The sequence below is a fragment of the Mucilaginibacter agri genome (genome assembly GCF_009928685.1).
Classification (GTDB): Bacteria; Bacteroidota; Bacteroidia; order Sphingobacteriales; family Sphingobacteriaceae; genus Mucilaginibacter; species Mucilaginibacter agri.
In genome coordinates this window covers 343,954-358,580 of the sequence record NZ_WWEO01000044.1, presented here as the reverse complement: position 1 = coordinate 358,580, position 14,627 = coordinate 343,954, and the positions used below count along the sequence as shown (strand labels likewise).

Sequence of the window (14,627 nt, the reverse complement as noted above, 5' to 3'; positions counted from 1 at the left end):
TATACATAGTAAGCAAGTGGAAAATCAGTTTTCATTAAAAGGGAAGGTAATTGTTGTTACCGGTGGCACAGGGATATTAGGAAATTCATTTGTAAACGGCATTGTAGAGGCTGGGGGTACGGTTGGTATCCTTGGCCGAAACAAACAGGTAGCCGAAGAACGCGCCGAAGCGATTAACAAAAACGGTGGCCAGGCTATTGCTTTGGTCGCCGACGTTTTAAACGAAGCCGAACTAACCGAAGCCAAGGCTAAAGTATTAGCTGCTTTTGGCCGCATTGATGGCTTGGTGAATGCCGCAGGTGGCAACATGCCCGAAGGTGTTTTAGCTCCTGAAGATGATATTTTTAAAATGAATATTGATGGCATGAAACGCGTGCTCGACGTAAATCTTTGGGGTACATTAATACCTACACAAGTTTTCGGCGACGCTATTGCTAAAACAGGCAACGGCAGCATCGTTAATATCTCTTCAATGAACTCTAAGCAGGCGGTTACCAAAGTATTGGGCTACAATATGGGCAAGGCTGCGGTTGATTGTTATAACCAATGGTTTGCTGTTGAATTGGCTAACCGTTACGGCGATACCATCCGTATGAATGCTTTAGCACCGGGCTTTTTTCTAACCGAACAAAACCGTAACCTGTTAACCAAACCCGAAGGAGGTTACACTCCGCGCGGCGAATCTGTGATCCGCAAAACGCCGTTCAAACGTTTCGGCAAGCCAGATGAGCTGATTGGTGCCCTTGTGTGGCTGTTGAGCGACGCATCTGCATTTGTAACAGGTTCTATGGTTTGTGTTGATGGTGGGTTCTCTATTTTTAGTGGTGTTTAATTTAAGTACATTTAAAAGCCACTCAAAAAACGATTGTAAATAATGGGACTAAAGGTAGATACATCCGGAGCTGTTTTATCATTTGGGGAAATACTGCTCAGGATTTGTCCGGATGGAGATAGCAACTGGCTCAAGGAAAACAACCTGCCGGTTTATGTTGGCGGTGCCGAGCTTAACGTAGCTACAGCACTGGCCAAATGGAATATCGAATCTAAATATTTTACGGCAATGCCGGATAACGGCATGTCGGCGCAGCTTGCAAATTACATGCAGCAGCGGAATATCGATACCTCGGGTATCTATTACGGCGGGAGCCGTTTGGGGCTGTTCTTTTTAACAAAGGGCAGCGACATGAAGCACGATGCCCTGATCTACGACCGCGCACACTCGGCCTTTGCAGAGCTTAAGCCGGGAATGATAAATTGGGATGAGGTCTTAAAAGGCGTAAGATGGTTTCACTTTAGCGCCATTTGCCCTGCACTTACCCAACAAACTGCCGATTTGTGCGAAGAAGCGTTAATTGCTGCGTCGAGGTTAGGTATTACCATATCGGTTGATATGAATTATCGGGCAAAACTATGGCAGTATGGTAAAGATCCGAAAGAAATTATGCCGCGCTTAGTTAAGTATTGCGACTTGATTATGGGTAACGTTTGGGCATCAGAAAAAATGCTTGGCGTACCTGTAACACCGGATGTAACAGAATCGGGCCAGAAGAGCCTATATCTGAAAGCGGCCTTGCGGAGTTCGGAAGAGCTGATGAAACAATATCCAAAATGTAAGGCGGTGGCTAATACCTTTAGGTTTGATGGAGGGAAGAACATCAATTACTATTGTGCATTGTACACCGATGGGCATTTATATCATTCGGCCGAATACCAAGCCGACACCATAGTTGATAAAGTTGGCAGCGGCGACTGTTTTATGGCAGGGTTGATCTACAGTTTTTGTAATCAGCTAGCTCCTGTAGAGGTAATTGATTTTGCTACCGCAGCTGCCTTCGAAAAACTATTTATATGGGGCGATGCTACAACCAGCACCGTTGAACAAATTAAAGAAGCAATTAAGTATGAGAACTAAGCAGGATATTTTAGACAGTATTTTAACCCAGGGTATGCTGCCGCTCTTTTATCATAAAAGCGAAGAAGTTAGCGTTGAGGTTACCCGTACCCTGTATAAGGCAGGTATCCGCGTTATCGAATATACCAACCGGGGCGAAGCTGCACTCGAAAACTTTAAGGCATTGAAACGCCTGCAACAGGAAGAATTACCCGATCTTATTTTAGGTATCGGTACGGTTAAAACCGCTCAGCAAGCTAATGATTATGTTGATGCCGGTGCCGACTTCTTGATATCGCCTATTATCAGTGCAGAAGTTGCGGCAGTTGCTGCGAAACATGATTTAATGTGGGTGCCTGGCTGTATGACACCGACTGAAATTCACAACGCACAGCAATTTGGTGCTATGCTGATCAAGATATTTCCGGCCAATATACTGGGACAGGCATTTGTATCATCAATCAGAGAGTTATTTCCGGGGCAATTATTTATGCCAACGGGGGGGGTGGAACTGGAGCACGAAAATATTTCGGGCTGGTTTCATGCCGGGGTGTGCGCAGTTGGGATGGGAAGCAAACTGATCACCAAAAATGTACTCGAATACAAAGAATACGACCAATTATATAAAGATACCTTGCAGGCGTTGCAGATAGTGCAGTCGGCAAGATAAACCAACCTAAAAATTATGGGAAAAACTAATGTGGGTAAGTACAGATGGGTAATTGCCTCACTGCTGCTGTTTTCTACTACAATTAATTACATGGACCGCCAGGTAATTAGTTATCTTAAAGAGTTCTTTTGCTCTCCGGTATCCAGTGGCGGCTTCGGATGGACTAATATCCAGTACGCCAACGTTACGTCTTTTTTTACCGCTTTTTATGCAGGTGTAACCATTATAGCCGGCTTGGTTATCGATAGGATAGGAACCAAATTGGGTTTAGCCTTGTCGCTAATCATTTGGTCGGTATTTGGAATATTAAATGCTTTTGCGGGCAGCAGCGTTGTATTGCACGTGGTTATCCGCAGTATGTTTGGTTTGGGTGAAGCCGGGAACTTTCCCGCATCAATTAAAACAGTTGCCGAATGGTTTCCTAAAAAGGAACGCGCGTTGGCAACCGGCATCTTCAACAGCGGTTCAAACATCGGTGCCATGATTGCATCGTTATTTGTGCCCTGGTGCCTGGGCTATTTCGGTAGTGAGCATGGCTGGAAATATGCTTACATCATTACTGGTCTATCTGGTTTTGTGTGGTTAATCTTCTGGTTCTTATTGTACAACTCCCCATCAAAGTCAAAAGCTTTAAGTCAAGAAGAATATGATTATATCCACAGCGATGATCTTGTTATGCATGTGGCAGCATCGGAAGATGTTGCTGTGCGCGAAAAGGTATCGTGGGGCAAATTGTTTGGCTACCGCCAAACATGGGCGTTTTTTATCGGCAAATTTTTAACAGATGGTATCTGGTGGTTTCTGCTGTTCTGGTTGCCCGACTATCTGAAAAAGCAATTCGGTATGACTGGGCACGAAGTAATGCTGCCTACTTTCATTGTATATGGCGTGGCCATTTTTGGTAGTGTTTTCGGTGGCAGTATTCCAATGTTTTTCATTAACAAAGGAATGGAAGTTTATAAAGCCCGTATGACAGCGATGTTTATGATCGCGCTGATTCCGATTACCCTTTTATCTACCCAGCACTTTGCAGATATCCATAGGTTTGGCGAATCGGCTGTGATATTGGCAGTGGGGGTTATCTGTTTAGGCGCTGCGGCGCACCAGGCTTGGTCGGCTAACTTATTCACTACCGTATCAGACATGTTTCCTAAGAAAGCAGTCGGCTCTGTAACGGGTATTGGTGGTATGGCCGGTGGTATTGGCGGCGTACTGGTACAGCAGTTGGCAGGTCGGTTAACCGACTTTTACAAAGAGACTCCGCATACTGCTTATGGTATTATGTTTATGGTTTGCGCTTTTGCTTATGTTATCGCCTGGAGTATCATGAGGTTGCTTGTGCCACGTTTTAAACAGATAGAATTGTAATTACAAACGCGGTTTTTGGGCATATAGCTAAGTTTTTTTATATATTGTCCTACTGTTTTGGTGAGATACAGATGCACCCGAAAACAGGAGGGCCAATATGAACTTTAATGCTATTACAATAAGGGACATTGCGAAGGAGTTAAAACTTTCTGTATCAACAGTGTCGAAGGCGTTGCGGGATAGTCATGAGATCAGCGAGAAAACAAAAAAGCTGGTTTTAGAATATGCCCGTGAAAATAACTATCGCCCTAATCCTATTGCACAAAGCTTAAAACAGGGACTAAGCAAGTCTATCGGGATTGTTGTTTCTACTATTGAAAACCAGTTTTTTTCCCAAGTAATTAATGGGATCGAATCTGTTGCTTATAGCCAGGGCTACAATGTGATCATCACCCAAACTCATGAATCTTATGATTTGGAAGTAAAAAACGTTGGTCACCTTACACATCGTTCGGTTGATGGTCTGTTGATATCACTGTCTACCGAAACCAAGGATATCGAACACTTGCAAAAGCTACACAGACAAGGTTTGCCAATTGTTTTTTTCGATCGTGTTACCAACGAGATAGAAACCCACAAAGTAATCGCAGATAATTACAATGGGGGTTACCATGCAACCAGGCACCTTATAGAATCAGGCTTTAAGCGAATTGCTCATATAACCAGCCCCCCAAATATTTCAATTACCAAAGAGCGATTGGCAGGGTACAATCAGGCTTTGGCAGATGCCGGCATCCAATTACCAGAAAACTATATTAAATACTGCCCGCACGGTGGCAGGGACATTAGCGAAATTGAGAACGCACTCAATGAGTTGTTGAGTATGAACCCTAAGCCGGATGCCATCTTTACTACCTCGGACAGGATCACCACAACAACCTTATTCCTTATCAATAAAATGGGAATCAAAATCCCTGATGAGATCGCATTGGCCGGGTATACCAATACTACTTTGGCCGATGTTTTAAATCCGCCGCTTACCACCGTGTCTCAACCCGGCTTCGAGATTGGGCAAAAGGCTACCGAAATGTTGCTGAGCCTCATCACAAGCAAACGGCCGGTAACAGAATTTGAAACCGCAGTACTTCCCACACAATTGCTTGTACGCAAATCTTCAATTAAAAAATAATAACAAAAGCTTCGCTTTGTTGCATATCTAATAATGTGCTTAGTGTATTGGGGCGAAACTAGTTGCTTGCGCTTAAAACGATTGACTACGGCGGCTTTTTAAGTATTAATTGCGAAAACGATTTCGTAAATAAATATCCGTAAACTCTTCAAATCCTTATCTAATCAGGTATTTTTGATAAATGCAGACCATCGCAAAGATGAAATACCAATTATAACCGCTGCAATACCTTTTATTAATTTGTGATTTAAATGATACGTAAACTATTTTTTAGTGCGCTCTTCGTGTTGTTAACTTTTGCCTATGGTGTAACTGTTGCACAAACTGTTACGCTCGACTATTATTTTAATCACGAAAGCCATACTGCTAAAGATGGTACATCGCAAAGGTTTCATTATCTGTGGGAAGATAAGGCTAACACAGGCTTTTCTATTTGGGGCGAGATGTTTAAACAGGAGGGAGCAACTTTAAATAGTCTTGATGTTGCGCCGACTGTTGCAAACCTTAAAGGATCTAACGTTTACATTATTGTTGACCCGGATACCAAAAAGGAGAACCCGCAACCGAACTACATGAGTGATAAGGATGCCGACGAAATTGCCGCTTGGGTTAAAGCTGGTGGTGTGCTGGTATTGATGGCCAATGACAGTGCGAATGTAGAATTACCACATTTTAATATACTGGCGGGCCGCTTCGGCATGCATTTTAATAATGATCTGCAAAATCATGTGATAGACGATGCCCACTTTGCCGATGGTGCGGTTGTAATGACTAACAACCCAATCTTTAAAACCACTAAAACCGCTTTTTTAAAAGATGTGTGCAGCATCGAATTAAAAGGAAATGCAAAGCCTGCATTTAAATCTACTAATGGAGCTACAATAGCCGCCATAGTAAAATACGGCAAAGGAATTGTGTTTGCAGTAGGCGACCCATGGCTATACAATGAATATGTTAATGGCCGTTTACCGGCAAATTTTGATAATGACAATGCAGCCCGCGACCTCGCCAAATGGCTATTATCCCAGGTTGGCGGCATTAAGATAACCAATAAATAAACCCTCAGTATTTACACAAAAACTTAATGGATGGAAGAGTAAAGAACGACTAATATTCAGACCGGGGTGCCAGACTGCCCGATCTTATTAAAGTCCCGCTCATTACCAAAAAAATGAACAACGAGAGTTGTATGGGGATTTTTTTGCCAAAAAATAAAAGTTTATTCAAACCGCATATAAACAATATGAAGAGAAAATCTTTACACTTAGATATATTAAAGCGCACTATTTTACCGGCTGTACCCATGCTATTTCTGCTGGGTAGTGCATCGGCAAATAACACCAAAGCGCATATTGCTTTGGCAAATGTAGCTTACAAGGCTGCCCCGGCCCTTAATAAAGCAGCCGCCCCGATAAAGATTACCGGTGTGGTTGTCGACGATAAGAATCTGCCCCTTCCGGGCGCAGCTGTATTAATTAAGGGTACTAAACAAGGTACCACTACAGATGTTAGTGGTCGTTATACCATCACTGCCGAAGAAAATGCTACGCTGGTTATCTCTTCTGTTGGCTTCGATACCAAAGAAGTTGTAGTTGGTGGCCGCGTTAAAATTGATGTACAATTGCTAAGCAATTCCAAAAGCCTGAGCGAGGTGGTGGTAGTTGGTTATGGTACGCAGAAAAAGCGCGACGTTACCGGTTCTGTAGGCTCGGTAGCCTTAACCAACGTAGAGAAAACGCCGGTATTTGGTACTGCGCAATTGTTGCAAGGGCAGGTAAGTGGTGTGCAGGTAACGCAGTCTAACTCCCAACCTGGGGCTTCATTTACAGTACGTATCAGGGGTACAAACTCTATCAATTTCAGCAGCGATCCGCTGTATGTGGTTGATGGTTTCGCAGGTGCCGATATCACCTCGCTTAACCCTAATGACATTGCCTCTATGGATGTGTTGAAAGATGCATCTTCTACCGCAATTTACGGTAACCGTGGAGCCAACGGTGTGGTAATTATTACTACGAAGAACGGAAGCGTAGGTAAAAAGACAGTAACAGCGGATGTGTATACCGGTTATCAGCATGTAGGCAAAACGTTAGACATGATGAATGCACAACAATTTGCAACCTACCTAAACCAGGTAACGGCAATAATTACGCCTACCGCAGCATTGCCATTTACCCAGGCGCAAATTGATGGTTTAGGAGAAGGTACCAATTGGCAAAAAGAATTGTTCAGAACGGCTCCCGTAACCAACGCCAACATGTCTATAAGCGGAGGAAGCCAGGACACCAAATTTTTGGTAAGCGGCAGCTTCTTCAATCAGCAGGGGATAATTATTAACTCTGGTTACAAACGCGGAACCTTGCGGTTTAATTTAACGCATAACATCAGCAGCAAACTTCGCTTTGGGTTAAATTCGCAATTATCATATGACCAGCAGAATTTGGCTAACGTAAATACAGCCGGTGGTAGCACCGGAGGTACCTTGCTCGATGCTTTGCGTGCCAGCCCAACCGTGCCGGTGTATGACGCAACAGGTGCTTACACCTTCCAAAACGGCCCATCGGGTTACACAACAGTGTTAGGTAACCCTGTTGCAGCGGCGCGTTTAAATACCGATGTATCCAATAATCTCCGCGTATTTGCCAATGGTTATGGCGAGTATGATATTATTCAGGGCTTAAAGCTGAAAGTATCTATGGGTACTGACGATCGTTTTAACCGCGAAAGAATCTTCAGACCAGGCACCACCTACTTGGGTGCACAGTCGGGAGGTTTTGCACAGATCATTACCCCAACCAACTTCAATTGGTTAAACGAAAATACGTTGAGCTACAATACACTAATCAACCGTATCCACTCTATCAGTGCGCTGGCAGGTTTTACTTACCAGGAGTTTAAATATACCAGCAGCACAGCTACATCTCAGCAATTAACTACCAATAACTTAGGTACAGATAATCTCTCAGTTGGCTCGAGCTTATCGTCAGCATCGAGCACAAATAAAAATACCTTGGCATCATTTATCGGCAGAGTGAACTATAGCTTAATGGACCGTTACTTATTAACAGTGTCCGTACGTAGAGACGGATCGTCTGTTTTAGGTAATGACAATAAGTGGGGTACATTTCCATCGGGTGCTGTGGCATGGCGTGTATCGAGCGAAGAGTTCATGAAGAACATTCAAACCATCAGTGATTTGAAATTACGCGGCGGTTATGGCGAAACCGGTAACTCTAACATCGGCGCTTATAACTCTCTTTCGCAATATGCATTCAATAGCTATGTACTAAATGGCAACAGGGTGGTTGGTACGTCGCCAAATAATATTGGTAATGCCAACTTGCAATGGGAATCTACCAAATCTTTTAACATCGGTCTGGATTTAGGTTTGCTGCAAAATCGCATCACATTTACGGCCGACTATTACGATAAGAAAACATCTAAACTATTATTCTACCGTACCATTCCGGCAACAACTGGTTTCACTACGGCTCTTACCAATTTAGATGGCGATAATATCCAAAATAAAGGTTTTGAGTTTTCATTAAACACGGTTAACATCACCAGCAAAATGGTTAAGTGGACAACCAACTTTAACTTTTCGCGCAACATGAACAAGGTACTAAACCTTGGCGGTATCCCTTACCAATTAACTGGTAACGTAAGTTCGAGCTTATATCCGGGCGGTAATAGCGCCGGGATATTGCAGGTGGGTAAACCAATCGGCTCTTTCTACGGCTATGTGTTTGATGGTATCTGGCAAAGTCAAGCGGAGATCGCAGCAAGTGGTATAACCACCCCAGTAAAACCTGGCGATCCCAAATACAAAGATCTTAACGGCGATCACCTGATCAACGCTTCCGACAGAACGATTATCGGTCAGGCTGTACCTAAATTTAGCTATGGTTTCAACAGTAGTCTTACTGTCGGTCACTTCAACCTGTTTGTATTGCTGCAAGGTGTTTATGGCAACCAGATTATGAACGAGAACTTAATTGAGGGCGAAAACGGAACTGTAGCCGATAATAAACTGGCCTACGTTTTAACCCAAAGTTGGACTGGTCCGGGCACAAGCAATACCCTGCCAAGCGTGGGTAGTACCCTGCGCCGTAGCTTAGGCCCAACAAGCGATATTTTAGAGAGCGGTAGTTACCTGCGTTTTAAAACTATCACCTTAACTTACGATTTGCCTTTGTCTAAACTTACACCGGTGTTCCGCACGGCCAGCATTTATGTTACCGGCCAAAATCTGTTCACTATCACTAAGTATAGCGGATACGATCCGGAGGTTAACTCTTACTCCAACTCAAGCGGTAACTATACCTCTTTGGGTACAGACTATAACCCTTATCCAAACATCAAAACATACACTTTAGGCTTAAGACTTGGTTTCTAAATCAATTAAGAAAAACAACATGAGAAAGATCTATATACTATGTGCTTTTGCTGGTTTGGCGTTATCATCATGCAAAAAGCAATTGGAAGAAAAACCATACAGTATTTTAACCAATACTAACTTTTATACAAACGCAACAGATGCGCAGGCTGCTATAAACGGTGTGCTCAGCCAGCTGCAGCCACAGGCTTACTACCAGCGTACTGTTTACATAATGGGTGAGCTATCCGGCGATTGCCTGGTTCCACTGCTTACGCAAAATCAGGAACGTATTGATATGTATAAGCTTACTTATACTTCAAATAATATCGAAATCAATAATTGGTGGGTAAATAGCTACAAACTAATAAGCCGTGCTAATGATGTTATTGCTAACGTTCCGGGTATTAATATGGATGCCGCGGCAAAAAATAACATTGTGGGTAATGCCATGTTTTTACGCGGTATGGCTTATTTCGATCTTGTAAAAAGCTTCGGCGACGTACCGTTGATCACTGCACCTATCACCAGCACGGCCGACCCGAACTTGTTGCCTCCGCGCACAGCATCTAGCAAAATCTACGAGCAGGTAATAAGTGATTTAAAATACGCTGAGGCTAATTGCTTTACCGAAGATAAGATCACCTCAGCCAATAAGGGGATGGTATCATCGGGCGCTGCTTCTGCCATGCTGGCCAGAGTTTACCTGCAACGCGCAAGCACTAAATTTGCCGATGCTGCCGACAATCAAAATGCTCTTGCTGAGTGTAATAAGGTTATTGCAGCCAACACTTACAAGCTAATGGCCGATTATACCGATGTATTTAACTGGGATAAAAAATATTATCCAACGCAAACAGAGAATATCTTTTCGGTGCAGTTTGGTAATAACAGTACCAGCACTACACAAAATATTACGGTACGTATGTTCTCGCCAGCTGGGTTAGGCGGTTCGGGGTCTTTTACTGCCAATCCCTGGTTGTTTAATAACGCCTATTTCGGCCCGGATAAAAGAAAGGCCTGGAATGTATCTAACAAGGTTGGTACCGCAACTGTTACACCATACATCTACAAATATCGCGATGCACAGTGGGTGGCGGGGTCTAACAACTCGCGTATGAACTGGATCGTATTACGTTATGCAGATGTATTGATGATGCAATCTGAGGCACTTAATAATATCAATCCAAATGATCCAACCAAATTTGATGGTTTGAATGCGGTTCGCGATCGTGCCGGTATGAATGCGTATCATTTAAGCCTGGCTAATACACCAACTGCAAGCGCATTTGTTGATACTTTAGTTAAAGACCGTGCACGTGAGCTTTGTGTAGAAGGTCATCGCCGTTGGGATTTGATCCGTTTAGGTCGCTTTAAACAAGTGGAACAAGACATTAACGGTTTCACAGCTACTGATAACTCATTACTGCTGCCTTTACCGCAAACAGAAATGGACGCTAACCCGAACCTGAAGCCACAGAACCCTGGATATTAATTTATGCCAATGCTGAAAATACTTTTTAGCGCATTTGTATTGAGTTTAGTTTTTGATTATACCGGCTTTGCGCAAAGCAAAGTCGGTAATTTTAGTTTTATACTACTCGATGGAAAAGTGTTGAACGAGGTTGATGGAAAATATCAAAAAGGAGACACCACTTTGAAGGCGGTTAATGATTTAATTAAAGATGCCGATAGTTTAATGAAAGTTGGCCCATATTCGGTAACGTTCGAGAAAACCAAGCTGGCTCCCAGTAACAACAAACATGATTACGTGAGCCAGGCACCTTATTGGTGGGCAGATTCTTCGAAAACAAATGGCAAGCCTTACATCCGTAAAGATGGTCGTCGAAATCCCGAGATCTATTTGCTGCATGATGCCAGCCAGATGGGTAAAATGAGCAGCAGTGTAAAACGCCTGGCACTAGCATACCATTTTACGGGTAAGCAGCAATATGCCGAAAAGGCGCGCCAGTTATTAAAGGTTTGGTTTATTGATGCCGAAACCCGCATGAATCCTAACCTTAATTATGCCCAATACATTCCCGGTATAAATAATGGCCGGGGGATAGGTATTATCGAAACAGTTGGCCTTACCAATATACCCGACGCTATTACGCTTTTACAGAGTAGCAAATATTTCGATTCTGCTTTAATCACCAGTATTAAACAATGGTTTATAAGCTATGCTAACTGGTTGCTAAACAGTAAAAACGGAAAAGAAGAACGCTCGCAGATTAATAACCACGGTACTAATTATGATATGCAATTAGCTGATTTTGCATTGTTTATTAACAATAAGCAATTGGCCGTTAAGGTGATCAAAGAATTTACCATCCCACGTATCGATCAGCAATTTACAACCGATGGTATGCAGCCTTTGGAGTTGGTGCGTACCAAATCGTGGGATTACTCAACAATGAATCTTAACGCGTGGTGTCGTCTAGCTATAATTGCAGACAAATTAAATATGGATTTGTGGCATCAGCAAACACTTGATGGCAAAGGAATCAAAGGCGCTATTGCTTTTTTATTACCCTATGCCCTTAAACAAAAGGAGTGGACTTACCCCGAAATCGGTAAGTTTGATTATGGCAATATGAAGCATATTATGCACGCTGCCGATGGTAAATACACCGAAATTCCTTTCAATGCGTTTTATGATCAGTTTCCGGCTAATTCGCCGTTGCAATTTCTCAATTAGTACTATCTATATCTATTTCTATGAACCTCATGAAAAAGCTAAGTCTGCTTTTATTAACACTGATACTTGGCAACAGCTTTACTTTCGCGCAACAGAAAACGCGCTTAAACAACAATTGGGAATTTTTAAGGCAGGATCTTGGTGGGGTATGGGAAGCGGTGCGCCCTGTAACAGCCGGCAACCCCGAAAGCCTGCCGATTTGGACCAATGTAACGTTGCCGCACTGCTTCAATTCGCGCGACGCCGTTGATCCAGATGTAAACTATTATCAGGGACCAGGTTGGTATCGCACTAAGTTAAATATTGATAATCCATATCCAAACGGCCGAACCATTCTCCATTTTGAAGGTGCCGGTCAGCGTACGGATGTCTATGTGTACACGACAAAGGTGGGTGCACATTTGGGTGGATACGATGAATGGTCGGTTGATATTACAAAGGCGGTTGAAGATTTTAAAAAGACCGATGTTTTCAAAAGACAATTCAAAGGCAAAATTCCAATCGAGATACGTTGCGATAATTCGCGCGATCTGGAGAGCATTCCCTCGCAATTGTCAGACTTTAATGTGTATGGCGGTCTGTATCGATACCTTAATCTGATTTATCAGCCACAACTTGGCGTCGATAAATTATATGCTAATGCCAGTGTAGATCCGGAAAGCAGGGAAGGTTGGGTTAATGCGCAGATCAGCTTATATAATCCGGATGATATTAAACAGGTTGCAGGTGAATTAAAAGTTAAAGATGCCAGCGGGAAAGTAGTTTTAAAAAACACTTATTCGGCAAATGATGTCAATGATAAAGCCATTCCGGTTTGTAAGCTAAAAATCGCAAAGCCTCATTTATGGACGCCTGATGACCCATATTTATATACCATTGAAGTAACGGCGTCTGCAAATGGACAAACCTTTACTCAAACAGAAAAGATTGGCTTTCGTAGCTTTTTATTTGCAGATAAAGGCCCATTCTATCTTAACGGTAAACGTTTGTTGTTACGTGGCACCCATCGGCACGAAGACCATGCTGGCGTAGCCGAAGCCATGACCGATAGCATGATGCGCCAGGAAATGCAGCTGATGAAAGATATGGGCGTGAACTTTATCCGCTTAGGGCATTATCAACAATCGCGCACCATCTTAAATTTATGTGATAGCCTGGGGATTTTGGTTTGGGAAGAAGAACCTTGGTGTCGTGGCGGTTTAGGTGGCGAAAAGTATAAAAATCAGGCTCGCAGTATGCTCACCAATATGATTCAGCAACACTATAACCACCCGTCTATTATTTTATGGGGGCTGGGTAATGAGAACGATTGGGAAGGTGATTTTCCGAAGTTTGATAAAGCCAAGATCCACGCTTTTATGAGCGAGCAAAACGATTTGGCGCATAAGCTCGATCCTTCGCGCAAAACAACCATCCGCAGGTGCGACTTCTGTAAAGATATTCCAGATGTGTATTCGCCATCCATTTGGGCGGGTTGGTATCGCGGCGTTTATACCGAGTACAAACAGATAACGGAAGACGAGTTTGGTAAGGTGCCGCACTTTTTCCACGCGGAGTGGGGAGGGGACAGCCATGCGCTACGCCACTCCGAAAATCCGGATAACGCCTTAGCTAAAATTAGAACAGGGGGCGGGGCCGACGAACGCCTGGGGGATGCTTCCCTGATTGGCGGTGCTGCTCGCGTATCTAAAGACGGTGACTGGAGCGAAAGTTATATCTGCAACTTGTTCGACTGGCACTTGAAAGAACAAGAAACCATGCCCTGGTTAACAGGTTCGGCATTTTGGGTGTTTAAGGATTTCTCTACACCAATCCGCCCGGATAACCCCGTGCCGTACATGAATCAAAAAGGGGTGGTAGAACGCGATTTTACAAAGAAAGAAGCCTATTACGTTTTCCAATCCTATTGGACTACAAAACCCATGGTCCATATTTATGGCCACAGTTGGCCGATACGTTGGGGCAACGATGGCGAGCAAAAGATGGTAAAGGTATATTCAAATGCCGATAATGCGGAGCTGTTTGTAAATGGTAAAAGTTACGGCGTTAAAAAACGCGACAGCCAGGATTTTCCGGCGGCAGGTCTGCGCTGGTTAGTAGTGTTCAACAAAGGCAAAAATGATATTAAAGTTATAGCACACAAAGGCAAGGTTACAGTAACGGATACCATTAGCCAAATTTACCAAACCGAAAAATGGGATAAGCCGGCCAAACTCGTGCTAACCAAAATCGCGGATAAAGATGGTATTGCTACAGTGCAGGTCACTATTTATGATAACAAAGGCGTGCAATGCCTTGATGCTGCAAACCGCATTAACTTTTCGCTTACGGGCGATGGTATACTGCTGGATGATCTGGGTACTTCAAGTGGTTCGCGTAAGGTGGAGGCTTATAATGGGCGTGCTATTATCAGCATTAAAACTAACAGTGGAAATAGCGTAGTTGGTGCTCAGTCGCCAGGCCTGAAAACGGTGTTCTTAAATTTATAAGAAA

The 14,627-nt window shown here is 43.4% G+C and carries 10 protein-coding genes; all 10 read left to right on the top strand.

What is annotated here, in order from left to right; translation table 11 throughout:
* Positions 1 to 16 precede the first annotated feature (16 nt).
* The 10 genes from GSY63_RS17815 to GSY63_RS17770 all read left to right on the top strand — a co-directional run bounded on the left by GSY63_RS17815 (position 17) and on the right by GSY63_RS17770 (position 14,623).
* Positions 17 to 832, top strand: a complete 816-nt coding sequence (locus GSY63_RS17815) for an SDR family oxidoreductase (protein WP_166587188.1) — start codon at positions 17 to 19, stop codon at positions 830 to 832.
* Positions 833 to 874: 42 nt separating this feature from the next.
* A complete protein-coding gene (locus tag GSY63_RS17810; protein WP_166587187.1) occupies positions 875 to 1,912 on the top strand; it encodes a sugar kinase in 1,038 nt (345 codons plus the stop codon).
* On the top strand, positions 1,902 to 2,561 hold the full coding sequence (locus GSY63_RS17805) for a beta/alpha barrel domain-containing protein (protein WP_166587186.1): 660 nt from the start codon (positions 1,902 to 1,904) through the stop codon (positions 2,559 to 2,561). The genes GSY63_RS17810 and GSY63_RS17805 overlap by 11 nt, the downstream gene beginning before the upstream one ends.
* Before the next feature lie 15 nt (positions 2,562 to 2,576).
* Positions 2,577 to 3,929 (top strand): MFS transporter, encoded by a 1,353-nt coding sequence (locus tag GSY63_RS17800; RefSeq protein ID WP_166587185.1) that lies wholly within the window; start codon positions 2,577 to 2,579, stop codon positions 3,927 to 3,929.
* A gap of 97 nt (positions 3,930 to 4,026) precedes the next feature.
* A complete protein-coding gene (locus GSY63_RS17795) occupies positions 4,027 to 5,058 on the top strand; it encodes a LacI family DNA-binding transcriptional regulator (protein ID WP_166587184.1) in 1,032 nt (343 codons plus the stop codon).
* 251 nt (positions 5,059 to 5,309) lie between these two features.
* A complete protein-coding gene (locus tag GSY63_RS17790; RefSeq protein WP_166587183.1) occupies positions 5,310 to 6,116 on the top strand; it encodes a DUF4350 domain-containing protein in 807 nt (268 codons plus the stop codon).
* A gap of 185 nt (positions 6,117 to 6,301) precedes the next feature.
* Entirely contained in the window at positions 6,302 to 9,454 is a 3,153-nt protein-coding gene (locus GSY63_RS17785) for a SusC/RagA family TonB-linked outer membrane protein (protein ID WP_166587182.1), read from the top strand.
* A gap of 19 nt (positions 9,455 to 9,473) precedes the next feature.
* On the top strand, positions 9,474 to 10,928 hold the full coding sequence (locus GSY63_RS17780) for a RagB/SusD family nutrient uptake outer membrane protein (RefSeq protein ID WP_166587181.1): 1,455 nt from the start codon (positions 9,474 to 9,476) through the stop codon (positions 10,926 to 10,928).
* A gap of 9 nt (positions 10,929 to 10,937) precedes the next feature.
* Complete coding sequence (locus GSY63_RS17775) at positions 10,938 to 12,134, top strand: alginate lyase family protein (RefSeq protein ID WP_166587180.1); 1,197 nt, start codon at positions 10,938 to 10,940, stop codon at positions 12,132 to 12,134.
* A 29-nt stretch (positions 12,135 to 12,163) separates the two neighbouring features.
* On the top strand, positions 12,164 to 14,623 hold the full coding sequence (locus GSY63_RS17770) for a glycoside hydrolase family 2 protein (protein WP_166587179.1): 2,460 nt from the start codon (positions 12,164 to 12,166) through the stop codon (positions 14,621 to 14,623).
* Positions 14,624 to 14,627: the final 4 nt, after the last annotated feature.

Coding starts and splice junctions, on each gene's coding strand:
- GSY63_RS17810 (WP_166587187.1), top strand. CDS start 875: ATGGGACTAAAGGTAGATACATCCGGAGCTGTTTTATCATTTGGGGAA.
- GSY63_RS17805 (WP_166587186.1), top strand. CDS start 1,902: ATGAGAACTAAGCAGGATATTTTAGACAGTATTTTAACCCAGGGTATG.
- GSY63_RS17800 (WP_166587185.1), top strand. CDS start 2,577: ATGGGAAAAACTAATGTGGGTAAGTACAGATGGGTAATTGCCTCACTG.
- GSY63_RS17795 (WP_166587184.1), top strand. CDS start 4,027: ATGAACTTTAATGCTATTACAATAAGGGACATTGCGAAGGAGTTAAAA.
- GSY63_RS17790 (WP_166587183.1), top strand. CDS start 5,310: ATGATACGTAAACTATTTTTTAGTGCGCTCTTCGTGTTGTTAACTTTT.
- GSY63_RS17785 (WP_166587182.1), top strand. CDS start 6,302: ATGAAGAGAAAATCTTTACACTTAGATATATTAAAGCGCACTATTTTA.
- GSY63_RS17780 (WP_166587181.1), top strand. CDS start 9,474: ATGAGAAAGATCTATATACTATGTGCTTTTGCTGGTTTGGCGTTATCA.
- GSY63_RS17775 (WP_166587180.1), top strand. CDS start 10,938: ATGCTGAAAATACTTTTTAGCGCATTTGTATTGAGTTTAGTTTTTGAT.
- GSY63_RS17770 (WP_166587179.1), top strand. CDS start 12,164: ATGAAAAAGCTAAGTCTGCTTTTATTAACACTGATACTTGGCAACAGC.